At 66.9% G+C, this 26,852-nt stretch carries 25 protein-coding genes; 13 read left to right on the plus strand and 12 right to left on the minus strand.

Going from position 1 to position 26,852, the window contains the following annotated elements:
- The first annotated feature begins 153 nt into the window (after positions 1-153).
- Positions 154-963 (plus strand): HpcH/HpaI aldolase family protein, encoded by an 810-nt coding sequence (locus tag IQ782_RS08295; RefSeq protein WP_194134160.1) that lies wholly within the window; start codon positions 154-156, stop codon positions 961-963.
- On the opposite strand, the gene IQ782_RS08300 is transcribed toward IQ782_RS08295, so the two are convergent.
- The 8 genes from IQ782_RS08300 to IQ782_RS08335 form a co-directional block, all read right to left on the minus strand.
- Positions 929-1,858 (minus strand): LysR family transcriptional regulator, encoded by a 930-nt coding sequence (locus IQ782_RS08300; protein WP_240989178.1) that lies wholly within the window; start codon positions 1,856-1,858, stop codon positions 929-931. The two genes, IQ782_RS08295 and IQ782_RS08300, sit on opposite strands and share 35 nt — an antisense overlap.
- A gap of 66 nt (positions 1,859-1,924) precedes the next feature.
- Positions 1,925-2,212: a DUF4286 family protein gene (locus IQ782_RS08305; RefSeq protein ID WP_194134161.1), complete on the minus strand. Its 288-nt coding sequence runs from the start codon at positions 2,210-2,212 to the stop codon at positions 1,925-1,927.
- Positions 2,209-3,132: a dihydrodipicolinate synthase family protein gene (locus tag IQ782_RS08310; protein ID WP_194134162.1), complete on the minus strand. Its 924-nt coding sequence runs from the start codon at positions 3,130-3,132 to the stop codon at positions 2,209-2,211. The genes IQ782_RS08305 and IQ782_RS08310 overlap by 4 nt, the downstream gene beginning before the upstream one ends.
- Positions 3,132-4,061, minus strand: a complete 930-nt coding sequence (locus IQ782_RS08315; protein WP_194134163.1) for a dihydrodipicolinate synthase family protein — start codon at positions 4,059-4,061, stop codon at positions 3,132-3,134. The genes IQ782_RS08310 and IQ782_RS08315 overlap by 1 nt, the downstream gene beginning before the upstream one ends.
- Positions 4,058-4,492 (minus strand): MaoC family dehydratase, encoded by a 435-nt coding sequence (locus IQ782_RS08320; RefSeq protein WP_194134164.1) that lies wholly within the window; start codon positions 4,490-4,492, stop codon positions 4,058-4,060. Before IQ782_RS08320 ends, IQ782_RS08315 begins: the two co-directional genes overlap by 4 nt.
- Positions 4,493-4,494: 2 nt before the next feature.
- On the minus strand, positions 4,495-4,893 hold the full coding sequence (locus IQ782_RS08325; protein WP_194134165.1) for a MaoC family dehydratase: 399 nt from the start codon (positions 4,891-4,893) through the stop codon (positions 4,495-4,497).
- A gap of 79 nt (positions 4,894-4,972) precedes the next feature.
- Positions 4,973-6,133 (minus strand): acyl-CoA dehydrogenase family protein, encoded by a 1,161-nt coding sequence (locus IQ782_RS08330; protein ID WP_194134166.1) that lies wholly within the window; start codon positions 6,131-6,133, stop codon positions 4,973-4,975.
- Between the two features lie 38 nt (positions 6,134-6,171).
- Entirely contained in the window at positions 6,172-7,374 is a 1,203-nt protein-coding gene (locus tag IQ782_RS08335; RefSeq protein WP_194134167.1) for a CaiB/BaiF CoA transferase family protein, read from the minus strand.
- Positions 7,375-7,657: 283 nt separating this feature from the next.
- Here IQ782_RS08335 and IQ782_RS08340 point away from each other — a divergent pair, with 283 nt between their 5' ends.
- Positions 7,658-10,687 (plus strand): trypsin-like peptidase domain-containing protein, encoded by a 3,030-nt coding sequence (locus IQ782_RS08340; protein ID WP_194134168.1) that lies wholly within the window; start codon positions 7,658-7,660, stop codon positions 10,685-10,687.
- A 3-nt stretch (positions 10,688-10,690) separates the two neighbouring features.
- On the opposite strand, the gene IQ782_RS08345 is transcribed toward IQ782_RS08340, so the two are convergent.
- The gene (locus IQ782_RS08345) at positions 10,691-11,311 is read right to left on the minus strand and encodes a TetR/AcrR family transcriptional regulator (protein ID WP_194134169.1); all 621 of its coding nucleotides are present in this window, start codon (positions 11,309-11,311) and stop codon (positions 10,691-10,693) included.
- Between the two features lie 169 nt (positions 11,312-11,480).
- Here IQ782_RS08345 and hpbA point away from each other — a divergent pair, with 169 nt between their 5' ends.
- The gene (gene hpbA, locus IQ782_RS08350; RefSeq protein ID WP_194134170.1) at positions 11,481-13,517 is read left to right on the plus strand and encodes an N-methyl-L-proline N-demethylase HpbA; all 2,037 of its coding nucleotides are present in this window, start codon (positions 11,481-11,483) and stop codon (positions 13,515-13,517) included.
- An 813-nt stretch (positions 13,518-14,330) separates the two neighbouring features.
- Here hpbA and IQ782_RS08355 read toward each other — a convergent pair.
- Entirely contained in the window at positions 14,331-14,951 is a 621-nt protein-coding gene (locus IQ782_RS08355; RefSeq protein WP_240989179.1) for a TetR/AcrR family transcriptional regulator, read from the minus strand.
- A 188-nt stretch (positions 14,952-15,139) separates the two neighbouring features.
- On the opposite strand from IQ782_RS08355, the gene IQ782_RS08360 reads away from it, so the two are divergent.
- The 8 genes from IQ782_RS08360 to IQ782_RS08395 all read left to right on the plus strand — a co-directional run bounded on the left by IQ782_RS08360 (position 15,140) and on the right by IQ782_RS08395 (position 23,330).
- Entirely contained in the window at positions 15,140-16,147 is a 1,008-nt protein-coding gene (locus IQ782_RS08360; protein ID WP_194134172.1) for an HlyD family secretion protein, read from the plus strand.
- A complete protein-coding gene (locus IQ782_RS08365) occupies positions 16,144-17,907 on the plus strand; it encodes an ATP-binding cassette domain-containing protein (protein ID WP_194134173.1) in 1,764 nt (587 codons plus the stop codon). The genes IQ782_RS08360 and IQ782_RS08365 overlap by 4 nt, the downstream gene beginning before the upstream one ends.
- Positions 17,904-19,034 carry an ABC transporter permease gene (locus tag IQ782_RS08370; protein ID WP_194134174.1) on the plus strand — a complete coding sequence of 377 codons (1,131 nt, stop codon included), beginning with the start codon at positions 17,904-17,906 and terminating at the stop codon, positions 19,032-19,034. Before IQ782_RS08365 ends, IQ782_RS08370 begins: the two co-directional genes overlap by 4 nt.
- 4 nt (positions 19,035-19,038) lie before the next feature.
- Complete coding sequence (locus tag IQ782_RS08375) at positions 19,039-20,151, plus strand: ABC transporter permease (protein ID WP_194134175.1); 1,113 nt, start codon at positions 19,039-19,041, stop codon at positions 20,149-20,151.
- 92 nt (positions 20,152-20,243) lie between these two features.
- Positions 20,244-20,969, plus strand: coding sequence for a competence/damage-inducible protein A (locus IQ782_RS08380; RefSeq protein ID WP_194134176.1), 726 nt, complete (start codon positions 20,244-20,246; stop codon positions 20,967-20,969).
- A gap of 121 nt (positions 20,970-21,090) precedes the next feature.
- Positions 21,091-21,816, plus strand: a complete 726-nt coding sequence (locus IQ782_RS08385) for a GNAT family N-acetyltransferase (RefSeq protein WP_194134177.1) — start codon at positions 21,091-21,093, stop codon at positions 21,814-21,816.
- 4 nt (positions 21,817-21,820) lie between these two features.
- Positions 21,821-22,390 (plus strand): peroxidase-related enzyme, encoded by a 570-nt coding sequence (locus IQ782_RS08390; RefSeq protein WP_194134178.1) that lies wholly within the window; start codon positions 21,821-21,823, stop codon positions 22,388-22,390.
- Positions 22,362-23,330, plus strand: coding sequence for an OmpA family protein (locus tag IQ782_RS08395; protein WP_194134179.1), 969 nt, complete (start codon positions 22,362-22,364; stop codon positions 23,328-23,330). Before IQ782_RS08390 ends, IQ782_RS08395 begins: the two co-directional genes overlap by 29 nt.
- A gap of 38 nt (positions 23,331-23,368) precedes the next feature.
- Here the strand turns inward: IQ782_RS08395 and IQ782_RS08400 are convergent, their stop codons facing one another.
- Positions 23,369-24,274 carry a LysR family transcriptional regulator gene (locus IQ782_RS08400; protein ID WP_194134180.1) on the minus strand — a complete coding sequence of 302 codons (906 nt, stop codon included), beginning with the start codon at positions 24,272-24,274 and terminating at the stop codon, positions 23,369-23,371.
- A gap of 126 nt (positions 24,275-24,400) precedes the next feature.
- Between IQ782_RS08400 and IQ782_RS08405 the strand changes: the two genes are divergently transcribed.
- Positions 24,401-25,033, plus strand: coding sequence for a TetR/AcrR family transcriptional regulator (locus tag IQ782_RS08405; RefSeq protein ID WP_194134181.1), 633 nt, complete (start codon positions 24,401-24,403; stop codon positions 25,031-25,033).
- Between the two features lie 75 nt (positions 25,034-25,108).
- Here IQ782_RS08405 and IQ782_RS08410 read toward each other — a convergent pair whose 3' ends face one another.
- Positions 25,109-26,014: a LysR family transcriptional regulator gene (locus IQ782_RS08410; RefSeq protein WP_194134182.1), complete on the minus strand. Its 906-nt coding sequence runs from the start codon at positions 26,012-26,014 to the stop codon at positions 25,109-25,111.
- Positions 26,015-26,177: 163 nt separating this feature from the next.
- Here IQ782_RS08410 and IQ782_RS08415 point away from each other — a divergent pair, with 163 nt between their 5' ends.
- On the plus strand, positions 26,178-26,795 hold the full coding sequence (locus tag IQ782_RS08415) for a hypothetical protein (protein WP_194134183.1): 618 nt from the start codon (positions 26,178-26,180) through the stop codon (positions 26,793-26,795).
- Positions 26,796-26,852: the final 57 nt, after the last annotated feature.

Genomic DNA, 26,852 nt, shown 5'->3' on the forward strand with positions numbered 1-26,852 from the left:
GGAGGTTACCGGCATCGGCGGGCCGGTGAAGCTATGGGTCTATAAATATCGTGATAGGAAGTATTTAACGCCCCGGTTTTCCGAATATTCCGGGAAAATCTGATCTATTCTGCGGATGACACAAAAGCGAACGGATCAAAAAGTGGTCAATCCATGAGTATCAGATCAATCATCGGGCAGCATGAGAACGCCGCGGGCGCGCGCTTCGGCCTCGCCTTCTGCCTGCTCGGACGCGCCGAGGCCATCCTGTTGGCACGGGGGGCCGGATTCGACTTCGCGGTGATCGACATGGAGCACGGGCCGCTTGGCCTCGGCGATCTCGGTCAGGCCGCGGCGGTGGGTCTGGCGGCGGGCCTGCCGGTCTACGGCCGCGTCACGGGCCCGGCCTCACCCGACATCGCGCGGGTCCTGGACTGCGGTGCAACCGGGGTAATCGTGCCGCATGTGGACAGTGCCGAAGAGGCAGCGAATATCGCCCGCGCCTGCCATTTCGCACCGCGGGGTGCCCGCGCCCTGCCCGGCCCGCTGCCCGCGCTCGACTACCGCGTCGTGCCCGCGGCCGAGTTGACCGATACCGCCGAGCGGCAGGTCGAGGTGATCGCGATGATCGAAAGCGCGGCCGCGCTCGAGGCGGTGGAGGACATCGCCGCCACGCCCGGGATCGACATGTTGATGATCGGCAGCAACGATCTCGCCGACGGCATCGGCCATCGCGGCGATCTTGCACACCCCGAAGTGCTCGCAGCCTTTGCCCGCATCGCCGGGGCGGCGCGGACCAATGGTCGTGGCTTCGGGGTGATGGGACTTCCGCCTGCGCTGGTGCGGAGCCACGCTCTATCGCTCGGGGCCACGACGCTTGTTGCGAGCAACGAGACCAACCTGATTGCGGAAGGCGGCGCGGCGCTGTTGCGCGCGCTGCGCGAGACCCTCAGCCCTGAAGCGGACGCAGACTCTCTGCCCTGACCTCGGCGAGGCGGATCGCCACCCTCTCGCGGAAGGCCTTGATGAAGCGCTGGGTCTGCCGCGAGGGTGGCTTGGTCCGGGAGATGGCAGCGCAGAGATCAAAGTGCATCTCGGGACCATAGGGGCGGATCACCAGCCCCGGCCGCATTGCGGTGAAGGCGGAAAGCTCGTCCACCAGCGCCACGCCCCAACCGTCGCGCACGATGCGCGCGGCGGCATTCATGAAGCGGGTTTCGATGGTTGGACGGTAATCCTGACCTCGGGCGCGGAAACTGTCGGCCAGCATCAGACCGATGCGGTTGGCGACCTGAGGGCCGACCATCGGGCGCTCGGCCAGGTCCTTGGGATTGACCACCTCGAGCTTGGCCAGCGGATCGCTCTCGTCGCAGAGCACCACCGGGCGCAGCTCGTCGATCAGCTCGTAGTCCAGTGCCTGCCGCTCGAAGGGCGACAGCGCAAAGGCCACGTCGGCGACGCTGTTCTCGACCACCTGCAACACGCTGTCGAGCGGGCGGGTTTCGAGCGATATCTGGATGCGCGGGAACTCCCTCGCGTAATCCGCGATCACCCGTGGCAGCACCGCCTCGCTCAACTCGGCGGTAGAGGCGATGCGGATGCGGCCGATCCGCCCCATCCGCAAGTCCGCCGCGCGCTGGTTCACCGCGTCGCGCAGAAGGAAGAGCGGTTCGGATTCCTCCAGCAGGATCAGCGCCTCTTCGGTCGGGGACAGGCGGTTGCTGACCCGCTCGAAGAGCGGGAAGCCGAGCACCGTCTCGATGTGACGGATGGTGTTGGAGATCGAGGGCTGCGACATGCCGAGCCGCTCCGCCGCGCCGACGGTGGTGCGGTACTGCACCACGGCGCGCAGGATCTCGAGCTGACGAAGGTTCAGCATGTCGCCGATCGGATACCCCTGCACCGGCTTTGCCTTGCCGGCCCTTTCCTGTCCCAAACCGCTGCCTCAGCTCTGCGTCAGCCGGATCCGGTGAAAGTTCCGCACCTTGTCGCTGAACGGCCCGAAGCCCTTGATAGCATTGAACTCGGGCGTTTCATAGGCGTCCGGTCCGGTGATCGTGTAGATCGCGACGTGACGCGGGCCGCCTTCAAGGCATTTCTCCCGCCGGGCATCCAGCCAGCCGGGGCATGCAAGAATATCGGGAAGGTGGGTATTCACGTACCAGTCGTCGAAGGCGGCCTCGTGCTCGGGGTCGATGTCGACGAAGACGATATGGGTTTGCGGGTTGGTCACAGGGTCAGCTCCAGGCAGGGGCGAAGGGCGCTCATCAGGGCGTCAAGCTCGCCCTGCTCGATACGGGGGGTCGGCGCGCGGCAGGCGGGGCTGTCGATCCGTCCAAGTTCGGCAAGGCAGGCCTTGAGGCGCGCGGCGGCAAGGTGGCCGGGCGCGGCGTAGACCAGCTTGGCAAACTCGAAGAGCGCCTCGTGGATCACCCGAGCCTCGTCGATCTCGCCTGCGCGGACATGGCTGTCGAGCGCGGTGATCAGCTCGGGCAGGATCGCCGAGAGGCTGACCGCCGAGCCATCGCTGCCAAGCATGAAACAGGGGAAGAGGTGCTCGTCGCCCGAGGCCATGACCGCCACGTCGGGACGCATCTCGCGCGCGATGCGGCGGGTGACTTCGTAGGCCTTGCTCTCCCAGCTGCCTTCCTTGATGCCGACGACCGCCTCGATCTCGAGCAGCCGGCGCAGGACGTCCGGCGTGTAGGCCAGCTTGAACGAACCGACCGAGCCCTGGAAAAGATAGACCGGCGCGCCGGTCGCCTCGGCGATGCCGCGGTGATGCGCGACGATGGCGCGCGGGTCGGCCCCGAGCGCCCAGGAGAAGGGCGCGAAGACCATCACCGCATCGGCCCCCGCCTTCAGCGCCGCCTGCGCGTCGGCGGCGGCCACGGCGGTGCTCTCGGCGCTGACCGCCGCGAGGATGCGGCGCTTGCCCGCCACCTCGCGGGCGATGCGCACCACCTCGGCCTGCTCGGCGCGGGTCATGAAGATGCCCTCGCCCGCGTGGCCGTTGAGCAGCAGCCCCGCCTGCCCCGGGTCGGACAGCACGGTTTGGAAATGCCGTTCGAGGCTGGCGCGGTCGAGCGCGCCCTCCTCGGTCATCGGGCAGATCGTCGCGGCGTAGAGACCGCCGTGCAGCGCCGCGCTCATCACAGCACCTCGGCCGCGATCAGCGCCTTGCGCACGCCCTCGCGCACCGCCTCGGACTGCGGCAGCAGCGGCAGGCGCGGTGCGGCGTTCTTGATCACGCCCATCATCTGCAGCCCGTCTTTCATGCGGGTGTGCATGTCGACCACCGGCGCGGGGCCATAGATCGCCCGCACCACCGGGTAGAGCCGGTCGTTGGCGGCGCGCATCTTGGCCAGGTCCATCTCTTCCGACGCCTGCCACAGATCGGCCAGCAGGCCGGGCACGAGGCTGGCAAGGCCCGACAGGATGCCGTCCCCACCCAGCGCCACCTGCGCAAAGAACCAGTGGAAGTTCGACGGCAGGATCGCAGTGTCGGGGCCTGCGGTCTTCACCGCGCGCCGGTTCTCGTCATAGGCAAGCAGCGTCGCCGAGCCTTCCTTGATCGCGATGACCTCGGGGATCTGCGCGATTTCGGCCAACACCGGGGTCGCGAGGCCGAAGCCCGACGCGATTGGGAACTGGAAGTGCGACAGCGGCATCTGGATCTCGCACGCCAGAAGCTCATACATCTTTACCGCCGCCGAGGTGTTGGCGTTGCCGCCGCCAAGCGCCTCGGGCGGGAAGATCACGGCGACATCGGCGCCGGCCTCGCGCAGCATCTCGGCCTGACGCAGAGCGTCAGGGATGCCCGTCGGCACGATGCCGGCAAGCAGCGGCTGGTCCTTGTGGATCTGGTCGCGAGTGCGCTTGATCACCTCGACCTTTTCGGCGTCGGTCAGCGCGGTGGCCTCGCCCGCATGGCCGTTGACGAAGACGCAATCGGTCGTCTCTGGCTTGGCGCAATGGTCGAGCACGGCGGAATAGCCGTCCCAGTCGATCGCGCCCGCCTCGTCGAAGGGCAGCACGGTGGCAACGGTGATGCCGCGAAGATCCTTGCCGGTCAGGGTCATGCGATTACTCTCTTTCTCGGGAATTTCAGCGTGGCGTCGGCTTTCAGCACCTCGACGCCCTCTTCGTTTGTCGCGCTGGCCTGCCAGTCGACGGTGCGGGTCTCTTCGTCCTTGCCGGAGATCCAGATGTCGAAGGTGATTGTGTCGCCGTAGCGCACCGCGCCGGTGAACCAGAAGCTGTCGCGGATCGACACGCCCACGGTGCCCACCAGCTCGGCGGTCAGCACCGAGGTGCAGATGCCCGCGACGAGGATACCGGGCGCAAGCCGTTCGCCGAAGCGGGTGGTCGAGGCATAACCCTCGTCCACGTGCACGGGGCCGAAATCGCCGGTGGCGGCGATGTACATGGCGCCATCGGCCTCGGTGACGGTCTTGGAGACGGTGATCCGGTCTCCCACCTCCAGCTCGTCGATATTGCGGATGTCATACATGCTCAGGCCTCCAGCGGCACCATGCGCGCGCTGCCGGTGATCACCTCGTCGCCCTCGACCAGAACCGAGAGGGTGCAGGCGATGGCCTCGGGCGAGGCCTCGGTGACCGTGGCGGTGGCGGCGAGCGAGCTGCCCACCGGGAAGGCGCGGGCGAAGGAGACCGAGAAATCGCCGATCCGCCACGCGGGGCCAGCGAGGCGGCCAAGCGCGGTGGTCAGCAGGCCGGAGGCGGCCAGCTCGAAGACCGACATATCCGCAAGGCCCGCGCTCTTGGCATGGGCGCGGTCGACGTGCGGTTTGGTCATGTTGCCGGTGATGCCGGTGAAAAAGCCCTGCTCGGCCACGGTCATCGTCTTGCGGAAGGTGATGGCGGCCCCGGTTTCGGGAAGTTCCAGTGTCATCGCTGTCTCGTCTGCTGCACCGGGCCGGGGGCCAGCCCCCGGACCCCCGGCGTATTTGGGGAACAATGAAAGGGGCGGCTCAGAGAGTGAGGCCGCGCTTGATCACCGATCGGGCGATCAGCATGCGGTGCACTTCGGAGGTGCCGTCGTAGATGCGGGTGACGCGGGCATCGCGGTAGATGCGTTCCAGCGGCAGCTCCCTGGTGAAGCCGTAGCCGCCGAAGACCTGGATGCCGCGGTCGGCGACGCGGCCGAGCATTTCGGAGGCCTGCACCTTGACCATCGACACCTTGTCGCGCGGGTCGAGCCCCTGGTCGACCTCCCAGGCGGTGTTGAGCACCATCATGCGGGTGGCGAAGATCTCCATCGCGCTGTCGGCGATCATCTGCTGAACCATCTGGAACTCGCCGATCGGCAAACCGAACTGCTGGCGGGTGGCGGCGTGCTCGCGCATCATCTCGAGCACGCGGCTGGCCATGCCCACGGCGCGCGCGCCGATATGACCGAGGCGGATGCCGCCGACGTTCGCCATCATCACCTTGAAGCCGTTGCCGACCTCGCCCAGCACGTTGCCCTTGGGGATGCGCACGTCGTCAAAGACCAGCTCGGCGTGACCGTAGCCGCGGTGGCCCATCATCGGCTGGTTGCGCATGACCTTGAAGCCGGGCGTGCCCTTGTCGACGATCAGCAGCGTGATGCCGCCGCGGGCACGCTTCTCGGCGTCGGTGACGGCCATGACGATCACGTAATCGGCGATGTCGCCATCCGAGATGAAGTGCTTGGTGCCGTTGAGCACCCATTCGTCGCCATCGAGATGGGCGTTGGTCCTGATCGCCGCGGCGTCCGAGCCGGCGCCGGGCTCGGTGATCGCCATGGCGCAGATCTTGTCGCCCTTCACCGTGGGGTGGAGATACCTGTCGCGCATCTCGCCCTCGAAGGCCTCGAGCATCGGGTAGACCTGCCCGAAGATGCGCCGGATCAGCGCGTCCGATGTCTGGCCGAGCTGCTCCTCGACGAGACACATGTCCATGACGCCGAGGCCCGCGCCGCCGACCTCCTCGGACATGTTCATCGCGTAGAAGCCCAGCTCCTGCGCCTCGGCCCGCAGCTTCGCCAGCTTCTCGGGCGGGATCTGCCCGGCCTCTTCCGTCTCCTGTTCGAGCGGCTGGACCTTTTCGCGCACGAACCGGCCCACCGCGTCGGTGATCATCTTCATCTCGTCGGAGATCGTGAAATCCATCTGTCCTGTCCTGTCGGGTAGCTGGGTGGGACGTGCGCTCAGGCGCGCATCTTGTCGGTTTCGACCACGGCACCGGAGGTGATCAGCGCGTCGATCTCCGCTTCCGAGAAGCCCGCCTCGGCGAGCACCTCGCGGCTCTGGCCGCCGAGCGCCGGGGGCGCGCGCCGGATGGCCGGCGCTTCACCGTCGTAGCGCACCGGGTGAGACAGCATGACCATCGGGCTGCCCTTGTCGCTCGGCACCTCGGTGAAGGCCTCGAGGTGCGCGACCTGCGGGTTGACCTTGAGCCCGTCGTAATCCTGCACCACCGCGTGCCAGACGCCGGCCTCGGTCAGCTTGGCAACGGCCTCGTCGGTGGCGAGTGCAGCCATGCCTGCAGCGACCATGCGGGAGATCGCGCCGCGCTTCGAGAACCCCTCGTCGGCCGAGAGCTCGGCCAGCGCGGGTAGACCCAGCGCCCCGGCAAGCTGCGGCGGCGTCGACATCGAGATCATCACGTGCCCGTCGCTGGTGGCGTAGATGCCGTAGGGCGCGGGGCTGAACCAATTGGCCATGCCGTCGCCCCCGCGCGGGCCGGCGCGATCCGCGCCGTTCATCCAGGCGGTGATCGACTCGCCCTGCAGGTCCATCGCGGCCTGCAGCATGTTGACCTCGACCCGACGGGCCACGCCGGTACGCTCACGCTCGAAGAGCGCCGCGACGATGCCGGCGACAGTGAGCGCCGCGGCATGGTGGTCGATCGGCACCGAGCCAACCGCCACGGGGCCACTTTCCATGCTTCCGGTATGCGCCGCGAGGCCGGTCATCGCCTGCAGCAGCACGTCCTGACCGGGGCGCTTGGCATAGGGGCCGTCGGCGCCGTAGCCGGTGGTGGCGGCATAGATGAGGCGCGGGTTCACCTTGCGCATCTCGGCCTCTGACAAACCAAGCTTGTCGAGCGTGCCGGGACGGAAATTCTCCATCACCACGTCGGCGGTGGCGATCAGCCGCTTCACCGCCGCGATGCCCTCGGGCGATTTGAGATCCACGGCGATCGAGCGCTTGTTGCGGCCGGTAGTGATATGGTTGACCGAGGTGTCGTCGACGAAGCGGTTGGCCACGGCCCAGTTGCGCTGGAAGGCGCCGCCCAGGGGCTCCACGGTGATCACGTCGGCGCCGATGTCGCCGAGATGCTGCGCGGCGGCCGGGCCGGACAGGAAGTGGTTGAAGCTCAGTACTCGGATTCCGTCAAGCGCGCCCATCACAGTCCCTCTGTTGGTATGGGCTGAGCCTAGGGCCTTTGATCCGGGCGGAGAATATATCCAGCTATGATATGTAGCCCCCAGAAAATTCGGATTTAGAATAGTCGAGAGCCGCGCGCCGCGCCGGAAGAGCCTTCCGGCATCGCCCGCAATGCGGGTATTGCTGACTGTCCTTAACCCTTTGACGGGCGCAAACTGTCGACACCGCCCCTGCGCGATGGCGCGCCGCCGGTCCGGCCGGAGCACCGTCGCGGCCGGGGGTGTCCGCAGGGGAGTTCGGCTTTTGGAAAAGATCAGCTACGACGAGTTCCTCGACCGCTGGAACAACCTCGACCTGCCCGACGCGGCGCTGCGCCCCTACGTGCTGGTTTCCCCCGGCGAGAGCGCCTTTTCGGTCGAGCTTCGACCCAACCCCGAGACCGTCACCGGCATCCCGAAGCTGGAATCGGCGATGACCTTCCTCAACGATCGCAGCCGCCGCCAGCGGCAGCGGGACTTCGAGCGCGCCCTGGCGCGCGGTGATCCGCGGCCGGTGCTGGTCAGCGAGGGCGACAGCTGGTTCCAGTTCCCGCTGCTGCTCGACGACGTCATTGACCATCTGGGCACCGATTACCTCATCTGGAGCCTTGGCGCGGCGGGGGACACGGTCGAGAACATGATCGACAGCGATGCCGCCGAATACATGCAGGGGCTCGACGCACAGGCGGGCCGGGTGCAGGCCTTCCTTCTTTCGGCGGCGGGCAATGATGTCATTGGTGCTCGAGACGGCGTGCCGGTGCTGCTGTCGCTGCTGCACAACGGCAGCCGCGCCGATCTTCCCGAGAAGCTGGTCAACCAGGCCGAGCTCGGACGGGTGACGGAGAAGCTCAAGGCGAGCTATCGAAAAGTCGTCGCAACGATCCGCGCCGACCCGCGCTTTACCGAGCTTCCGATCCTGATTCACGGCTATGACTACGCCTTCCCCTTTCCCTTCGGCAACGACACGCGGCGACCGATCTGGGTGTTCAACAACCAGGACAAATGGCTTGGCAGCGCTTTCCAAGCCAAGGGCATCACGGGTCAGGACCTGCGCCGCGACATCATCCGGGTGTTGATCGACGCGCTGCACGAGGCGCTGGCCGAGGTGGCGGACGAAGACCCCAATGTGCATCTGGTGGACCTGCGCGGCACGCTCACCAAGCGCAGCGACTGGGCCGACGAGATCCACGGCACCGGCGAGGGTTTTGCACGTGTCGCTGCGAAATTCGCCGCCGTGCTGCGCGCCGTTCTGCCCGTCGCCCCGCCGCTCGGGACCCCCGCCCTGCCCGAACCCGCCAGCCCCGCGACGCGGGGCGAAGAAACGCTTCTCGCGCCGGAACCGAGCCTCGCCCGTCATCGCTACCGCCTGCCCGAGGTGCCCGCCAAGGCAATGGGCATCCCCGATCCCGAGCGTTTCGGCCTGGGCTTCACCGACCCGGCGCGGCTCGAGGCCATCGTCGAGGAAGATGACAGCGTGCCTTTCTGCTTCCTCTCCAGGGGCAGCGAGATCGGCCGCGCGGTTGCCCGCATCAGCACGCGCGGCACCACCTGGGACGGCAAGTCCGGGCGCTGGCGCGGCACGGGGTTCCTGGTCGGCCCCAATATCCTGCTGACCAACGCCCATGTCCTCAACAGCCCCGAGGTGGCAGGCGCGGCGAAGGTGGAGTTCGGCTACGAGGAATGCGTCGGCGGCGAGGTGCTGCCGACAGTGAACTACCGGCTCGATCCGAACCGGCTCTTCGTCAGCAGCGGGCCGGAGGATCTCGATTACACCTTTGTCTGGATCGAGGGCGACGCCGCCGAGCGTTTCGGCCACATCCAGCTCTGGCGGGGTTCGTTCATCGCGGTGGACCGGCACCCGGCCCATGTCATCCATCACCCCGACGGCAAACCCAAGCGCGCCTCGCTGCGGCGCAATGACATCGTGACCTCGCTCGGGGCACGTGAGGTGCTGGTGCATTACACGTCCGACACGATGCATGGCAGTTCCGGCGCCCCGGTGCTCCGCGATGACTGGCGGCTTTTTGCGCTGCACCACGCGTTCGAGGAAGCCGACGCCGAGCTGCGCGCCAAGCTCAGCCGCAACGGCTTCGACGTGAATTACGTCAACGAGGGCATCAAGATCTCGGCCATCGCCATCGATCTCGACATGCGCGCCCGGAGCGGCCCGAACCAGCAGTCCGCCGCCGAGGTGCTCCGCCACATGGGCGGCAGCGACTCGCGCACGGGTTTTTTTGGCACGCTCGGCCGCGAGGCGACGGGCGAAAGCGCCTTCGAACGGGTGGTGGACACCTATCGCGGCGGCGAGCAGGACGTCGATGTCGCCTTCTGGAACGTGGCATGGTTCAGCCGGGATGTGCGGCAAAAAGCGCAGGGGGTCGCGCGGGTCATCGCCGATCTCAACCTTGATATATGGGTTTTGGAAGACGCGTCGTCCGAGGCGGCGCAGGCCTTGGTTGCCGAACTCAAGCGCGGCTTTCAGATGCAGTTCGAGCTTGCAGTCTCGGAGACTGATACCCCGGACTCACAGCACAACACGGCGGTGATCTGGAACCGGATGACCGTCCAGGGGCGGCGGCTCGACTGGCCGGCAGAGGCCGAGCGGATCCTCCGCGCAGGCAGCGGTCCCGATGCGCGTTCCGAAACCTGCGTCTTCACCCGCCACCCCGGCCTCTTCGGTTTCTCCTCGACCCTGTCCGGCACCGGTGAGCGTTTCGACTTCCTGCTGGTGCCACTGCATCTCAGGGCGCTTACCGAGGGTGCGAAGCGTCGCCGCATGGCGACCGACGCGCTCGCACAGGCGCTCATGCTCGCCCTTGCCCAACACGGCGCGCATGACATCCTGATCGGCGGCGACACGAATGCCGGCATCGGTGCTGGCCAGATGCAGGCGCTGCGCGACGCAGGTATTTCGGTGCATGGCGCGGCCGATGCGCGCGACGGCGCCTTCACCTACCTGCGGTGGCCGCAGCAGTCGCATGTGGATTCGATCTTTGCGTCACCGGGGATGACGCAGGCGGTCGGAAGCGAGGACTTCATCCTGATCACCGCAGATCGAACGTTCCCGCAGTTCCTCACCCAGGTCTCGGATCACCGACCGGTCATGGTGCGCCTGAGCCTCGGCGAATGCCCCGGCGGACCTGCCCCACACCTTGCCCCACCCGTCGCGACCCCCGAGATCAGTCCCGGCGCCAGCGACGAGAGCTTGCTCCAGGCGTTTGCCGAAAGGTTCAGAACCGATCCCGGCGGCACCCTGCGCGCGCTCGCGGACATCTGGGGGCAGCAGGAAAGTTGATCGTCAGCCCAGCCGCGCCCTGAACCGCGCCATTTCTTCCTCCGATGGTCGCTTGCCAGTATAGATTTCCACGTAATGCGGGATCCGTTCGAGCCGCTCATCCAGCGCTTCTTGGACCCGCATGGAGATATATCCGACCTGCACAAGGTAGATGGTGCGCGCCCGTACGTCGGCATCCGCCGCCGCGTGGCCCCAGGCCATCAGCATGTCCCGGAGCGCGTCCAGCCGAAGCGCATCCGCCTTTTGCAGCCGCGCCAGAACCGACGGGTCCTGCTGCGCCCAGGAGCGCACTGCCAGCTCCAGCCGCGCATCGAAACTGCGGTCCGACAGGAAGGTCCCGATGACATTGAGCATCGCCTCTGTCCCGGTCGCCGCATACTCGCGGGTGGCCGCCACAAGCGGCACCGTCGTGGACGCCTCCCAGCGCTCGAGCAGCGCGTCGAGCAGCTGTGTGCGGTCCTTGAAGAACCAGTAGAAACTCGTCCGCGAGAGCTGCAACGCATTGGCGAGCGGCATGATTTTCACCGCATCGACGCCCTTGTCGGTCAACGCCTCGTAGGCGGCATCAAGCCAAAGATCGGGAGATCCGCGCCAGCCGCGGTTGGGAGAGGTCGTATTGGACATGGGCCCTTCTCGAGACCGACGGGTGAGCGCGAACCGCGGCATTTTCGGAAAAACCTAGGGTACTGTCGAGTCCGAGCAAGGGAAAAATAGACATATGTGATCGCATTATTGACATACATGTACATTCCGGGAATCGTCGTGACAGTTCCCCCCTCGAGAGCGTCCTGACATGTCCACTGACCCCTTGCTCCAGCCGTTTCAGCTCAAGCACCTGACGCTGAAGAACCGCATCATGATCACCAGCCACGAACCGGCCTACCCCGAGGACGGCATGCCCAAGGAGCGCTACCGCGCCTACCATCTGGAACGTGCCAAGGCGGGCGTCGCGTTGACCATGACCGCGGGCTCCGCTTCGGTCGCACGCGACAGCCCGCCGGTGTTCAACAACATTCTCGCCTGGAAGGACGAGGTCGTTGGCCACATGAAGGCACTCACCGATGCCTGCCATGACGAAGGCTGCGCGGTGATGATCCAGCTCACCCACCTCGGGCGGCGCACCCGCTGGGACAAGGCCGACTGGCTGCCCGTGGTCTCTGCAGGTCACGAGCGCGAGCCGGCGCACCGGGCGTTTCCGAAGAAGCTGGAAGACTGGGACATCGCGCGCATTGTCGAAGATTACGCCGATGCCGCCGAACGCATGCAGGCGGCGGGTCTTGATGGCATCGAACTCGAGGCCTACGGCCACCTGATCGACCAGTTCTGGTCACCGCTGACCAACGACCTCGACGCGCCCTACGGCGGCGATCTCGACAACCGGCTACGCTTCGGCTTTGACGTCTTGCGCGCAATCCGCGAGCGCTGCGGCACGGAATTCCTTGTGGGCGTGCGCTACACCGGCGACGAATGCCTGCCGGGCGGCACCACGCCGGAAGACGGGCTGGCAATTTCGCACAAGCTCAAGGACAGCGGCCTCGTCGATTTCCTCAACGTCGTGAAAGGGCATATCGATACCGATCCGGGGCTGACCGACCTCATTCCGATCCAGGGCATGAGGGGCGCGCCGCATCTCGACTTCGCGGGCGAGATCCGCGCGGCGACCAATTTCCCGACCTTCCATGCCGCCAGGATCCCCGACGTGGCCACCGCACGCCATGCCATCGCCAGCGGCAAGCTCGACATGGTTGGCATGACCCGCGCCCACATGGCCGACCCGCACCTGGTGCGCAAGGTGATCGAGGGCCGCGAGGATGACATCCGCCCTTGCGTCGGTGCCAACTACTGCCTCGATCGCATCTACCAGGGCGGCATGGCGCTCTGCCTGCACAACCCCTCGACCGGGCGCGAGATCGAGATGCCGCATGCCATCGCGAAGGCCGGAACGCCGAAGCGCGTGACAATTGTCGGTGCGGGACCGGCCGGGCTCGAGGCGGCACGTGTGGCGGCGGAGCGTGGTCACGCGGTGACGGTGTTCGAGGCGGCCGACCAGCCCGGCGGACAGATCCGGCTGACCGCGCTGCAGGAGCGGCGGCGCGAGATGTCCTCTATCATCGCCTGGCGCTTCGACCAGTGCCGCAAGATGGGCGTGACCTTCCATTTCAATGCCTTTGCCGAGGCCGCCGACGTGCGGTCCAGTACCCCGGACGAGGTGATCATCGCCACCGGCGGCCTGCCCCACACCGAGGTTCTGGGTGCCGGAAACGATCTGGTCGTCTCTGCCTGGGACATCCTGTCGGGCGACGCCAGACCCGGCCGAAACGTGCTGGTCTATGACGATGCCGGCGATCATGCCGGCCTGCAGGCGGCGGACGTGATCTCTGCCACCGGCGCGCGGGTCGAGATTGTCACCCCGGACCGGGCCTTTGCACCCGAGGTGATGGCGATGAACCTCGTGCCCTACATGCGTGCGCTGCAAGGCCGCGACACGACCTTCACCGTCACCTGGCGGCTGGCCTCGGTTGCGCGCGCTGGCAATGGGCTCGTGGCGCGGCTCGGCTCGGACTACGGCGATGTGATCCGCGAGCGCGACGTCGATCAGGTGGTGGTGAACCACGGCACCAGGCCACTCGACGAACTCTATTTCGAGCTGAAGCCTCTGTCGCGCAATCTAGGCGAGGTGGATTACGAGGCGCTGGTGGCCGGAAGCGAGCAGGAGGTGCTGCGCAACCCGGACGGCACCTTCCGGCTGTTCCGCATCGGTGATGCGGTCGCGGCGCGCAACACCCACGCGGCGATCTACGACGCGCTGCGGCTGGTACGGACACTGTGACCGGCGGGCGGGGCCCCGAGCCCCGCTTCGACGCGGCGGGCACGGCACCCGACAGGGGCAGCCGCTGCGAGGATTTGCCCGGTGCAGCACAGCCTGGCGCGCTTGGATTTTCAAGATCAGGGGATGAGAGGGGAGGTGCGGCGACCCCAGGGAGGAGGAGAGGGGCCGCCGCTAATTTCCGGAACTCAGGGAGGAGGAGAGAGTTCCAGGAAACCCGGTGACGCATCGCTGCGTCGTGGGTTCTATCTACGACCGACGCCGCGCCGGAACAATGGTCAGGATTGCAGACCCGTCTTGACGTCAGCGCATGGCAGATCTTGTGTCTTGGGATCACCGCGGCGGCAATGGACCACGTCCTGACGCCTCTCGCGCGGCTGCTGAACCGGTCCAGCGACTCGCCTCGCGCCCCGACAACCGCTCGGATCTCCGGGGAATTGCCCATGAATTGAGCAAATGCCCCCGATGACTCTGCGACAAAATCGACGAAAGCGCGAAATCGCTTCCGCGCCGGTTGCGCTAAAGTGCAGCATATTTAGTAAGTAAGGTATCCGGCCGCCCCAAAACCTCCCAAGGAGCGACCGGATCACTGAAGATGGCTACTCCTCCCAAAGCGCCATCTTGCTGGTCGATCCTCCGAGTTAGGCACTCGGCGGATCGACCATAATTCTCTAGTCGCGCCCACAACACATGAAGTTTTTGTGTCTGTCCAGCGGATTTTGCGAAATTCCTGCGCAACCAACGGATCGACTGCGGCAGCACGCGTCTGCCGGGGCCGCGCCGACGACACGTCCGGCGCGACCACAGAGCCGATTCTCATGCGGTTCCTGAGATGGCGCGCAGGCCGCCGAGCGCAAAGCGGCACAGGTGATCGACCAACACCTCGGGCCCCATGCCAAGTACGTCATCGGCCAATGGCGTGATCCGCGGCGCGGCAACCACCAGCATCGCGCAAGGACCCAGAACGCTGAACAGGCTGCGGCGCAGCGCGGGATCGTCCGGCGCGAGGCCGGTGATCTCGGACAGCAGGCGCAGCATGATCTCCATCTTCGCGCCGATCTCGGCGACGGGGAGGACATCGAGGTGTGACGAGGGCGAAAGCACCTCTCGGCTCAAGACCCGCGCATGCCATCCCTGCCCGTCCAGCCCCTGCCCGATGATGCGCGCGATGAAGGCCCGCAGCTTCTGCTCCGGCGGCAGAGCTGACCCGGCTATGGCGCGCAGCTCTTCTACCGAGATGATCCTGCGGTGCGCCTCGACCAGCACCTCGCGGTAAAGCCCCGCCCGGCTGCGGAAGTGGTAGTTGATCGAGGCAATGTCCGCCTCGGCTTCCGCGGCAATGGCCTTGTTGGTGGTCTCGGCAAAACCGTGCTCGGCAAAAAGGCTGCCCGCCGCCTCCAGCAGGCGCGCGCGGGTCGCCTCGCCATCGGTCCGCATCGGGCGGCGTGACGCGCGCGCTTGGGCCGCGCCTTGCCCGGCGCGGGATCTGCTGGTGTCAGGGCCTTTCGTCATGCTCCGGGTACCGTCGGGGTTGCAGCCGGGGTTGCGGCGTTAGTCTAAATCACATTTAATCTACTCCGAGCGCCGCAGAGTCGCAATCTCTGCCCGCAAGGGGACGCACCGACATGAAGAAGGCCCTCGTCATCTTCCTCGCCCTGGCCGCCGCGCTTGGCGGGGTCTGGCAGTTTTCCCGGCAGGAGAGCGGACCCAGCGATCTGCTCGAGCTGCATGGCAACGTCGACATCCGTCAGGTCGCCCTGGCCTTCGACGGCAGTGGCCGGATCACCGAGCTGCGCGCCGAGGAAGGCGACCGGGTTACCGAGGGACAGGTGATCGGCGTTCTCGACACCCGCACGCTGGCGCTTCAGGCCGATCAGGCCGCGGCCCTGGTCGAGGCCTCGCGCCAGAGCCTGCTGCGGCTGCAGAACGGGGCGCGTCCGGAAGAGATTGCCCAGGTCCGTGCGCAGCTTGCGTCGGCCGAGGCGACGGCGGCCCGCGCCGCGCAGGACCTGACCCGCGCGCAGCGCCTGCAATCCTCCTCGAGCGGCGCGGTCAGCGTGCAGGCCGTCGATCACGCACAGAGCGAAGCCGAGGCCGCCGAGGCCAAGGTCACCGAGATCCGCGCCGCGCTGGATCTGGCCGAGGCCGGCGCGCGCAAGGAGGACATCGCCGCCGCCGAGGCCGATCTGGCCGCCGCGCGGGCCAATCTCGCATTGCTGCGGCATCAGATCGACCTTGGCACGCTGCGCGCGCCCATCGCCTCGGTGGTGCGCTCGCGACTGCTCGAACCCGGCGACCAGGCGACGCCGCAGCTGCCGGTCTTTGCCCTTGCGGTGACCGAGCCCAAATGGGTCCGCGTCTACGTGAGCGAGCCCGACCTTGGCCGCATCGCACCCGGCCTGCACGCCGAGGTGGTTTCCGACAGCGCCCCCGACCAGCCCCTTCCCGGCACCGTCGGCTACATTTCCTCGGTGGCCGAGTTCACCCCCAAGCCGGTGCAGACCGAAGAGCTGCGCACCAGCCTCGTCTACGAGACCCGCATCACCGTGACCGATCCGCAGGACCAGCTGCGCCTCGGCCAGCCGGTCACCGTGCGCATCCCGCTCGGCACCGCGCCCGGCAGCGGGCAATGACCGGAGCCACCGTGGTCGCCGAGGGGCTTCAGCGGTCCTTCGAGGCGCCGGGCGGCGGCAGCCTGCGGGCCATCGACACGCTTTCGCTGACCGTCCGACCCGGCGAGCTGACCGCGCTGGTCGGTCCCGATGGCGCGGGCAAGACCACGCTGCTGCGGATGATCGCCGGGCTGCTGACGCCGGGCGGCGGGCGACTGGAGGTGCTTGGCACCGATGTCACCCGCGACCCGCAGCGGGTCCAGGACCGGATCAGCTACATGCCCCAGCGCTTCGGTCTCTACGAGGATCTGAGCGTGCAGGAGAACCTTGATCTCTATGCCGACCTGCACCGCGTTCCGCAGGACGAGCGCGGGCCCCGGTTCACGCGGCTGCTGAAGATGACCGACATGGCACGCTTCACCGCGCGCCCGGCGGGCAAGCTTTCCGGCGGGATGAAGCAGAAACTTGGGCTGGCCTGCACATTGGTGCGCGCGCCCGAGTTGCTGCTGCTCGACGAACCGAGCGTCGGGGTCGACCCGCTGTCGCGGCGCGACCTATGGGCCATCGTGCAGCAGCTGGTCGAGGACGACGGCCTGAGCGTCATCGTCAGCACCGCCTATATGGACGAGGCCGCGCGCTGCGCGCAGGTGCACGTGATGAACCATGGCCGCATCCTCGCCAGCGGCACACCGAAGGCGCTTTGCGCGCGTGTCCAGGGGCTGACCTTTGCCGCGGTTCCACCCGCAGGAGTGCATCCGCGTGTCTTGCAGGCGCGGATGCTGGCGGCGCCTGAGGTGATCGTCGACGCAACGCCCCACGGCGGTGCAGTGCATTACGTGCGTCAGCCGCAGGCCGACGCGGCGCGGCTAGCCGAGGCGCTCGACGGCGCCGCCAGCGCGCCCCGCGGCGAGGGCCTGGAAGACGCCTTCATGCTGCTGCTGCGCCAGCACGACAACGGCACCCACCACGCCCTGCCCGAGCCCGACGAGAGGACCCCCGCATCCGCCGTCGCGCCGGACAATCCAAATGTCTCGCCGATCATCTCGGTGCGCAACCTCGTGCGGCGCTTCGGCGATTTCACCGCCGTGGCCAGCACCTCCTTCGAGGTTCTGCCGGGCGAAATCTTTGGCCTGCTCGGCCCCAATGGCGCGGGCAAGACCACCACCTTCCGGATGCTCTGCGGCCTGCTGCCCGCCACCGAGGGGCAGCTCGAGGTCGCCGGCCGCGACCTGCGCACCGCCCGTGCCCGAGCGCGCGCGCGGATCGGCTACGTGGCGCAGAAATTCTCGCTCTACGGCAACCTCAGCGTGCGCGAGAACCTCGAATTCTTCGGCGGCGCCTATGGCTTGCGCGGCCGGGCACTGCGCACGCAGGTGCGCGCTGCGCTGGAGCGCTTTGACCTTGATCCCACGGCCCGCAGTGGCGAGCTTCCCGCCGGTTACAAGCAACGGCTGGCGATGGCGACCGGGCTGCTGCACGCGCCGCAGATCCTCTTTCTCGACGAGCCCACCAGCGGCATCGATCCGCTCGCCCGCCGGGCGTTCTGGCGAACGATCACCGGGCTTGCAGGCGCGGGGGTGACCATCATCGTCACCACCCATTTCATGGAAGAGGCCGAGTATTGCGACCGCATCGCGATACAGGACGCGGGCGAGATGCTGGTCATCGGCACCCCTCAGCAGGTGCGCGACAAGGCCGGGGCTGACCGCGGCACCGACATGAATGCCGCCTTCATCGGCATCGTCGAGCAGGCCCGCGCCACCCGCGAGGCCGCTGTATGAGCGCCGTCGGTTTCATCACGCGGCTGCGTGCGCTGACCCGCAAGGAGAGCCGGCAACTCCTGCGCGACCGCAGCAACCTCCTTGTCGGGTTGCTGCTGCCGGTCGTGCTGATCCTGCTTTTCGGCTACGGGCTGTCGTTCGACGTGAAGGACGCGCGCATCGCGGTGGTGATGCAGAACAACTCGCAGGCCGCGCGGGAGGCGGCGATGGGTCTGACCGGCTCGAGCTATCTCTCGCCGGTCTGGATGCATGACATGCGCGAGGCCGAGGCCGCGATGATCGCTGGCGACATCGACGCAACGCTGCGCGTGCCGCATGATTTCCTGCGCCAGCTCGCGCTTGGCGAGGCGCATGTGCAGCTGATCCTGAACGGCGTCGACTCGACCACCGCCAGCGCCATCGAGGGCTATGTGAACGGCGCGCTGGCGGTGCCCTTCGCCAAGCGGCTCCAGCGCATGGGCGGCAAGAGCGCCGAGAGCGGCAGCGTGGTCATCGTGCAGCGCAGCTGGTTCAACGAGCCGGGCGAGAGCACCTGGTTTCTTGTTCCCGGCCTCGTGGTGCTGATCCTGACGCTGATCGGGGCTTTCCTGACCTCGCTTCTCGTCGCGCGGGAATGGGAGCGCGGCACGCTCGAGGCGATCTTTGTCACCCCGGTGCGGCCGCTTGAGCTGGTGCTGGCCAAGCTCGCCCCCTACATGGTGATCGGCGCCATCGACCTTGGCATGTGCCTGTTGGCCGCGCGCTGGCTCTTCGAGGTGCCGATGCGGGGTTCGCTGCCGATCATCATCGCCGTGTCGCTGCTCTACCTGCTGGTCTCGCTCTCGCTCGGGCTGCTGATCTCGGCGCTGGCGCGCAACCAGTTCGCCGCCAGCCAGATCGCCCTGCTGGTCAGCTTCATGCCGGCGCTGATGCTCTCTGGTTTCGTCTTCGACCTGCGCAACGTGCCGGTGGTGATCCGGGCGATCTCGCAACTGTTGCCCGCCACGCATTTCATGGGGCTGATCAAGACGCTGTTCATGGCGGGCGACTACTGGCCCGACATCCTGCGTTCGAGCGCGATCCTGTCGATCTATGCCGCCGTGCTGATCACTTTCACTTGTCGCGCCCTGCGCAAGACGATGGATTGAGCCCATGCAGGACGCCCTCGCCTGGCTTGCGCAGATCGCCGCGCTGATCCGCAAGGAGTTCCGCGACCTCTTCAAGGATCCGTCGAGCCGCGCCCTGCTGCTGGTGCCGGCAATCCTGCAATCGCTGCTCTTCGGCTACGGCGCGACCTACGATCTGACCCATGTGCCCTACGCGGTGCTCGACCAGAGCCGCGGCGCGGCCTCGACCAGGCTGCTTGCCAGCCTCGACGGCGGCGGAGTCTTCACCCGCGTGGCGACGCTCGACAATGCGCGCCAGATCGCGGCAGTGATCGACAGCGGTGACGCGCTGCTGGCGCTGGCCATCCCTGCGGACTTCGAGGCGCGGCTGGCCACGGGCCGGGATGCGCCGCTCCAGGTGATCCTCGATGGGCGCAACTCGGCGACCGCGGCTGCCGCCGCGGCGCAGATCGCCGCCGTGGTCGGCGCGGTCAACGTCGCGCGCGGCCATGCGCCGCTGGTCACCATCGATCGCCGCGCCTGGTTCAATCCCAACCTCGAGTCGCGATGGAACCTGATGCCGCCGCTGATCGCCGCGCTGAGCATGATCCAGACGCTGCTGCTCTCGGCCCTTTCGGTGGCGCGCGAGCGCGAGCAGGGAACCTTCGACCAGCTTCTGGTCACCCCGCTGACCCCGCTGCAGATCCTGATCGGCAAGGCGCTGCCGACGATGACCGTCGGCATCCTGCAATCGACGCTGATCTTTCTCATCATCCTGTTCTGGTTCGGCATTCCCATGGTCGGCTCGGTCTGGCTGCTCTATCTCGGGCTCGCCAGCTTCACGCTGGCCTCGGTCGGCATCGGCCTGTCGATCTCGGCGGTGGCGCTGACCATGCAGCAGGCGATGCTCTACACTTTCCTGATCGTCATGCCGCTCATGCTGCTTTCGGGGCTGCTCACCCCGATCCGCAACATGCCGCAGGTTCTGCAATGGCTGACCTACGCCAATCCGCTGCGCTTCGGCGTGGACCTGGTGCGCCGCGTCTATCTTGAAGGCGCGGGTCTCGCCGAGGTCGGGGCCGACTTCGTGCCGCTGCTCTGCGTTGCGGCGCTGACGCTGCCGCTCGCCGCCTGGCTGTTCCGTCACCGCCTGTCCTGAGCCGCGCAAATCATCCTGTGACCGGAGGGGTTTGAAAGCGCGGTGCCGGGGCCTATACCAAGAGCGACAACCGGCGCAAGGAGAGCAGAACCATGGCCAACCCCACCGCAGCCATGCTGGTCATCGGGGATGAAATCCTCTCGGGACGGACCCGCGATTCCAACATGCACTACCTTGCACAGCAGCTGACCAAGCAGGGCATCGACCTGTGCGAGGCGCGCATGGTCTCGGACGATGCGAGCGCCATCGTCGCCGCGGTAAAGACGCTGAGCGAGACCTTCGACCACGTCTTCACCTCTGGCGGCATCGGGCCGACCCATGACGACATCACCGCCAATGCGGTGGCCACGGCCTTCGGCGCTTCGATCGGCGTGCGGCAGGATGCCTATGATCTGTTGGCCGCGCACTACCAGCGGCAGGGGTCAGAGTTCAACGAGGCGCGCCAGCGCATGGCCCGGATCCCCGAGGGGGCCACGCTGATCGACAACCCGGTCTCCATCGCGCCCGGCTTCACCATCGGCAACGTGCACGTCATGGCGGGCGTGCCGTCGGTCTTCGAAGCGATGGTGGCCAGCGTGCTGCCCAAGCTGACAGGCGGCGCGCCGCTGCTGTCGCAATCGCTGCGCATCCAGCGCGGCGAGGGCGAGATCGCCGGACCGCTGGCGGCGCTGGCAGCGGAGTTCTCGGATCTCTCGATCGGCTCCTACCCGTTCCAGAAAGACGGCATCTATGGCGCGAATATCGTCATCCGCGGCCCCGAAGGCGCGCGGGTAGATGCCGCAATGACACGGCTCGCCGCGCTCTTTCCCGAGAGCTGAGCCCTCTGGTGGCCGCGGTGATTGCCCTCGAGCGCCGCTGCCGCCATAGATAGGGCACAGACCGTAACCCGTTCCGGCCCGCGCGGGCAGATCGCCCGCCCGACGCCGGCAGAGTGCAAGAATGACGCCAGACCTTCCCCGCCTCTACGCCACGCTCGACAACACCTGGCCGCCCGCCTCGACGGTGGCCGCCGGCCCCTGGCTGCTGCGCGAGGGCGGCGGCGGCGGCAAGCGCGTGTCCTGCATCACCGCCGAGGACGGCTGGAGCCCCGACGATCTTCAGGCCGCCGAGCAGGCGCAGCGCATGATGCGGCAGGAGCCGCTCTTCATGGTGCGAGTCGGTGAGACCGCGCTCGACGTGGCGCTGGAGTCGCGCGGCTACGATCTCATCGATCCGGTGAACCTCTGGGTCTGCAAGATCGGTCTGCTGACCGAGACGCCGCCACATCGGATGAGTGCCTTCTCGCTCTGGGAGCCTTTGGCCGTCATGCGCGAAATCTGGGCCGCGGGCGGCATCGGCCCGGCCCGCGTCGCGGTGATGGAACGCGCCAAAGGGCCGAAGACGGCCCTTTTCGGACGGGTCTCGGACAAGCCTGCGGGCGCGGGCTATTGCGCCATCCACGACGGCATCGCCATGGTGCATGCGATCGAGGTGCTCGAGGCGCACCGCGGCAAAGGCGTCGGCACGGCAATGATGCGGCGCGCCGCGATCTGGGCCGAAGGCAGGGGCGCGCGCTACATGTCGCTGGCTTGCCTGACGGACAATGACCCGGCGAACGGGCTCTACGCTTCCCTCGGGATGGAGCTTGTGGGACAGTACCACTACCGCATCAAGCCCGGACACTGACCGCATGACCAAGGACCTGCCCACCGCCCTCGACCTGCCGATGGTCGACCCGCTGCCGGAGCGGACGCAGAAATATTTCGACATCTGCGAGGAAAAGCTGGGCATGGTGCCGAATGTGCTGAAGGCCCATGCCTTCGACATCGCCAAGCTCGACGCCTTCACCGCGATCTACAACGAGCTGATGCTGGCGGACTCGGGTCTGAGCAAGCTCGAACGGGAGATGATCGCCGTGGTCGTCTCCTCGATCAACCGCTGCTTCTACTGCCTCACGGCGCATGGTGCCGCCGTCCGAGAGCTGTCGGGCGACCCGAAGCTCGGCGAGATGCTGGTGATGAACTGGCGTGTCGCCGACCTCAATCACCGCCAGCGGGCCATGCTCCACTTCACCGAAAAGATGACCAAATCCAGCGCCGAAATCGCGGAGTACGACCGCGAGGCGCTGCGCGACGCAGGCTTCTCCGAGCGCGATATCTGGGACATCGTCAACGTCGCGGCGTTCTTCAACATGACCAACCGGGTGGCCAGCGCCACAGACATGCGGCCGAATGACGACTACCACGCGCAGGCGCGCTGAGCGCCTTCTTTCCGGGCTGGCCCTGGCGGTGCTTGCTACAGCGCCGGCACAGGCTTTCGACCTCGCCCTGCCCGCAACCGCCCGGCTGGCCGAGGAACGGATCACCGATCCCGGCAGCTACGCCGTCCCCCTCGCCCCCTGGACAGAGATGGAAGGCCTGCCCGAACACGCCGTCGAGGGCCGCATCCAACGCCAGGCCTGGCGTATCGACGCCACCGGGCTCACGGTTTTGCAGATCATGGAGCCGCTGCGCGCGCAGCTCGAAGAGGCAGGCTGGGAGATCCTGCTCGACTGTCCGGCCCGCACCTGCGGCGGTTTCGACTTCCGCTTCGCCACCGAGGTGATGAAGGGGCCGGCGATGTATGTGGACCTTGCCGCCTACCGCTACCTCTCGGCACGCAGCCCCGAGGGGACCTACATCACGCTGCTGGTCAGTCGCAGCCCCGCCGCAGGCTTCGTGCAGGTGATCCGCGCCTCGGCCGCTCCGGCGGCACCGGAGACGGCTCCGGGAACCACTCCTGCGGAGGAGCCCACCAAGGAGGCGGTGGTGGCCACGGCGACACCCGATCTCATCCAGACGCTCGAGGCGCAGGGCCATGCGGTGCTGCCGGACCTGACCTTTGCCTCCGGGGCCGAAAAGCTGGCTCCGGGAGATGTGGCCTCGCTCGACGAGCTGGCCCGCTACCTGACCGATGACCCCGCCCGGCGGGTGCTTTTTGTCGGCCACACCGATGCCACCGGCTCGGCCGCGGCGAATGTGGAGATCTCGCGCCGCCGCGCGCAGGCGGCCCGCAACTACCTGCGGGAAAAAGGTATTTCCGATGGTCAGATGGAGGCGGATGGAGCAGGATATCTTGCGCCGGTCGCCAGCAATCTCGGCGACGAAGGCCGGCGCGAGAACCGCCGTGTCGAGGTCGTGCTACTGCCCGCCGTCGAGTGAGCGCCGCGCCGTGACGGCGCGGGCCCCTTCACTTTGGCTCAGGGCGTCATGTCCCCAGCACGACCCGCCAGCGGCGCGCCCTGCTCACGCAGCGCCGAGTCCAGGTAGGATTCGAATTTCATCGCCAGCTCACGCGCCGGACCGCCGGTTTCCGTGCGCGACAGGATCACCCGGCGCGCCGCGTCATATTCGGGCAGCACACGCGTCAGGCGGCCAACGCTGAGATCGCGCGCCACGACGAAGTCCGGCAGGCAGGCGATCCCGAGCCCGGCGAGGCAGGCCTCGAGCACCGAGCGCGCATCGGCCATCTCGATGCGCCGCTCGGCAGTCACCGGGGTGACCGCGCCGCGCCGGTCGGTCAGCGTCCAGATCACGCCTTCCTGTTCCGCGGGCAGGTGCAGAAGGCGGTGGTTGGCCAGATCGCTGGCGCTCTCGGGGCGACCCTGGGTCGCGAGATAAAGCGAAGAGGCGACGACAACATGCGCACTGACCGCAAGCGGACGGCCGACCATATCCTCGCCAGTCTCGGTGCTGAGGGTCAGGTCGCAGCCCTCGGCTCCCAGCGGCTCGAAGACCACGGAACTGTCTGGGTGCGACGCGAGGAACCGTCCCAGACGCGGCAGGATCATGTGCTCGACCAGTTCGGCGGGCGCGGCGACGCGCAGCGCGGCCTCCTGCGGCTCGGCCAGGGCGCGCGCGCAGGTATCGGCCCAGTCGGCCTCGGCAAGCAGCTGTCGGGTCCAGCGGTAGTAGTGATTGCCCTCGGTGGTCGGGCGCACCTGGCGCGTGGTGCGTTCGAAAAGCTTCAGACCAAGTCGGCGCTCGAGCGCCGCCACATTCTTGGAAACCGCCGCCTTGGACATGCCGAGCGCCTCTGCAGCCGCAGTGAAACCACCATGGTCCATCACATGCGTGAAGGCTCTCAGTTCGGCAAACTTGTCCATGCAGACTCTCCAGACACCCTGGGCACTTTTGACCCGTCCGCGCTTATGTAGCGAGGGCGACAGTTTTTCAACATTGTTAATTACAATGTCATAGACTTTCCTGTTTCGTGCCGTAATCTTCGGCAAATGGACACCAAAGCGAGCCGCCATCGGAACCGGGAGGAGAAAAGCGCCGCGACCCGTGCGCGTCTGACGTCCGCTGCCCGCACGCTCTTCGACGCCCATGGCTACCACAATGTCTCGGTCACGCAAATCGCCGGAATGGCCGGTGTGACCCACGCCATGATCAACGTCTATTTCCATTCCAAGGCCGGACTGCTCTATGCGTTGATCCAAGAAAACAATGCATCTCAGATAGATACGCTTTCCGGCTCGGTTCCGCTCCACGCAAGTTTCGAAGACAAGCTGCGGCACATCGTGACCGTTTACGTGATGGGTGACCTTAGGGATCCGCGGCTTCTCGCCGTGATGCAGGCCTACTACTGGCAATGGCCCGCCGAGACCGAAGCCGAGAACCGGGTGCAACTGAGGCAGGCGCTGGCCCCATTGCTGCAGGCCATGCGCGACGCGCCACAATTCACCCATCGGACCGAAGAAGAACTCGAGGATGCGCTCGGAGCCTTCTACGCGATCTACACGCACGGGCTGCGGCCGTCGATCTATCAGGATGTGACCATCCCCGCCTGTATCGAGTTGATTCTGCGCCGCAGCAAACCTCTCTTCGACGGGCTCGCGGTCCGCACCCTCGCGGCGCACTGACCCCCCCAAAAAAAACGCCCCGACCGAGGTCGGGGCGCAGGCGGGCGTCACGAGGTCAGCCCAAGGAAACAACCGTTACCAGTCGTGCGGGCCCTTTTCAGCGAAGGCATGCACGAGGAAATCGATGAAGGCGCGGACCTTCGGCTGGGTGAAGCGACCCGGCGGATAGACCGCGTAGATACCCTGGGTCTCGACCGGCAGATCGGGGATCGCATCCTCGACCAACCCCTGCTTCATCGCGTCGGCGTAGAGGTAGGACGGCAGGTAGGCGATCCCCAGACCCGCGATGCAGGCGTTGAGCAGCGACTGCCCGTCGTTGACCGAAAGCCAACCGGCGGTGCGCACCTGGCGCTTCTCGCCCGAGGGCGCGGTCACCTTCCAGACGTTGCCCGAGGACTGGTTCGAATAGTGCAGCAGTTTGTGCTCGTTCAGGTCGTCGATCCGCTGCGGGCGGCCGAAGCGCTGGAAATAGGACGGCGAGGCGATCATCCGCTTGGTGGTGTCGGTCAGCTTGCGGGCGCGCAGCGTGCTGTCCTCGAGTTCGCCGATCCGCACCGCCATGTCGAAGCCTTCCGAGATCAGCTCGACGTAGCGATTGTTGAGCACCATGTTCACGGTGATGTCGGGGAATTCCGAAAGGAACTCGCCCAGCACAGGGCTTAGGTGGTTCACGCCGAAATCTGTGGCGACAGAGATGCGCAGCAGTCCGGAAGGGGCCGATTGCATCGAGGTCACCAGCGCATCGGCTTCGCCCGCGTCGTTCAGCACCCGCCGGGCGCGGTCATAATAGGCAAGCCCGATCTCCGTGGGCGACACGCGGCGCGTCGTACGGTTGAGCAGCCGGGCGCCGAGACGGGCCTCCAGCGAAGAGACATGTTTCGACACCGCCGATTTCGAGATTCCCATCTTCTTTGCCGCGTCAGTGAAACCACCCTGGTCCACCACCGTCGCAAAGGCCTCCATTTCGGTCAGCCGATCCATACCCGTCACCTCGTAAACGATCCTTGAGACCTTTTATTGTCGCGGATTGGGGCAGGACTTGGACAGAGCGGGGACAATATCGGGGTTTTCCCCGGCACTGTGCTTGACCCCGAAACCAGGAGGTAAAATGTGCTTCAAGAGTGTTTCCCTTTGCCCAACGACCATGTCAGACCTGCCAGCCCCTGTCTTTCCCCCTGCCCAACCCGGACACAATCGCGGTCCCTCGCTCGACAGCCCCTCGCTGCTTGCCGTCGCGCGCTGGCGGCGCGCCAAGGCCGACAGGAAGCCGCAGTCGGGCATTGCGCTGCGCATGCAGCTGCGCCGCGCCGGTGAATTGGGTATGGCGCCCGGCAGCTACCTTGCCCTTCGGGCGTTTTGTGGGACGGACATCCGCGCGGTCGTTTTCATGCCGGATGCACTGGGCCTGCGTCTCGCGCGGCGGCTTACGCTCCCCGATGGGATCCGCGGGCGGCTTTGCGCGATGCGCGATGTGCACCTTCTGTGTTTCGCGCCGCCAGAGGAACCCTCTGACCTGTTTCGCGCGGATCTGACGGAGGCCACGGGCTGCGCCTTCTCTGGCTGCGCGCCCTGCCCGCCTTCCCTTCTGGCCTGGTCCGAGGCCCGCGCTGCCGCCCGCAGGCTGCTCGACCCGCTGCGTCTGCCCGGTGCCGCAGTGCTGTTGGTTGGCTCGGGAGAGATAGCAACACAGCTTTACGGCGCCGCGCGGCTTGGCGGCCAGATGTCCCCGGCCGAGTTCTTCGGGAGCGCTTCAGCGCTCTGACCATATAAAAGACCGCGCCGGTCGCCCGGCGCGGTCAGTCTTCGCAAAGCCGCTACG

It is taken from the genome of Salipiger mangrovisoli, from assembly GCF_015223355.1.
Classification (GTDB): domain Bacteria; phylum Pseudomonadota; class Alphaproteobacteria; order Rhodobacterales; family Rhodobacteraceae; genus Salipiger; species Salipiger mangrovisoli.

Bases quoted from the DNA above. Each gene is read 5' to 3' on its own strand.
- IQ782_RS08310 (WP_194134162.1), bottom strand. From the start codon at position 3,132: ATGAGCGCGGCGCTGCACGGCGGTCTCTACGCCGCGACGATCTGCCCG.
- IQ782_RS08380 (WP_194134176.1), top strand. From the start codon at position 20,244: ATGGCCAACCCCACCGCAGCCATGCTGGTCATCGGGGATGAAATCCTC.
- IQ782_RS08365 (WP_194134173.1), top strand. From the start codon at position 16,144: ATGACCGGAGCCACCGTGGTCGCCGAGGGGCTTCAGCGGTCCTTCGAG.
- IQ782_RS08360 (WP_194134172.1), top strand. From the start codon at position 15,140: ATGAAGAAGGCCCTCGTCATCTTCCTCGCCCTGGCCGCCGCGCTTGGC.
- IQ782_RS08315 (WP_194134163.1), bottom strand. From the start codon at position 4,061: ATGACCCTGACCGGCAAGGATCTTCGCGGCATCACCGTTGCCACCGTG.
- hpbA (WP_194134170.1), top strand. From the start codon at position 11,481: ATGTCCACTGACCCCTTGCTCCAGCCGTTTCAGCTCAAGCACCTGACG.
- IQ782_RS08390 (WP_194134178.1), top strand. From the start codon at position 21,821: ATGACCAAGGACCTGCCCACCGCCCTCGACCTGCCGATGGTCGACCCG.
- IQ782_RS08320 (WP_194134164.1), bottom strand. From the start codon at position 4,492: ATGTATGACATCCGCAATATCGACGAGCTGGAGGTGGGAGACCGGATC.
- IQ782_RS08370 (WP_194134174.1), top strand. From the start codon at position 17,904: ATGAGCGCCGTCGGTTTCATCACGCGGCTGCGTGCGCTGACCCGCAAG.
- IQ782_RS08300 (WP_240989178.1), bottom strand. From the start codon at position 1,858: ATGCTGAACCTTCGTCAGCTCGAGATCCTGCGCGCCGTGGTGCAGTAC.
- IQ782_RS08345 (WP_194134169.1), bottom strand. From the start codon at position 11,311: ATGTCCAATACGACCTCTCCCAACCGCGGCTGGCGCGGATCTCCCGAT.
- IQ782_RS08395 (WP_194134179.1), top strand. From the start codon at position 22,362: ATGACGACTACCACGCGCAGGCGCGCTGAGCGCCTTCTTTCCGGGCTG.
- IQ782_RS08410 (WP_194134182.1), bottom strand. From the start codon at position 26,014: ATGGATCGGCTGACCGAAATGGAGGCCTTTGCGACGGTGGTGGACCAG.
- IQ782_RS08385 (WP_194134177.1), top strand. From the start codon at position 21,091: ATGACGCCAGACCTTCCCCGCCTCTACGCCACGCTCGACAACACCTGG.
- IQ782_RS08335 (WP_194134167.1), bottom strand. From the start codon at position 7,374: ATGGGCGCGCTTGACGGAATCCGAGTACTGAGCTTCAACCACTTCCTG.
- IQ782_RS08415 (WP_194134183.1), top strand. From the start codon at position 26,178: ATGTCAGACCTGCCAGCCCCTGTCTTTCCCCCTGCCCAACCCGGACAC.
- IQ782_RS08295 (WP_194134160.1), top strand. From the start codon at position 154: ATGAGTATCAGATCAATCATCGGGCAGCATGAGAACGCCGCGGGCGCG.
- IQ782_RS08330 (WP_194134166.1), bottom strand. From the start codon at position 6,133: ATGGATTTCACGATCTCCGACGAGATGAAGATGATCACCGACGCGGTG.
- IQ782_RS08400 (WP_194134180.1), bottom strand. From the start codon at position 24,274: ATGGACAAGTTTGCCGAACTGAGAGCCTTCACGCATGTGATGGACCAT.
- IQ782_RS08355 (WP_240989179.1), bottom strand. From the start codon at position 14,951: ATGCGGACCGATGGCGAGGCGACCCGCGCGCGCCTGCTGGAGGCGGCG.
- IQ782_RS08325 (WP_194134165.1), bottom strand. From the start codon at position 4,893: ATGACACTGGAACTTCCCGAAACCGGGGCCGCCATCACCTTCCGCAAG.
- IQ782_RS08375 (WP_194134175.1), top strand. From the start codon at position 19,039: ATGCAGGACGCCCTCGCCTGGCTTGCGCAGATCGCCGCGCTGATCCGC.
- IQ782_RS08405 (WP_194134181.1), top strand. From the start codon at position 24,401: ATGGACACCAAAGCGAGCCGCCATCGGAACCGGGAGGAGAAAAGCGCC.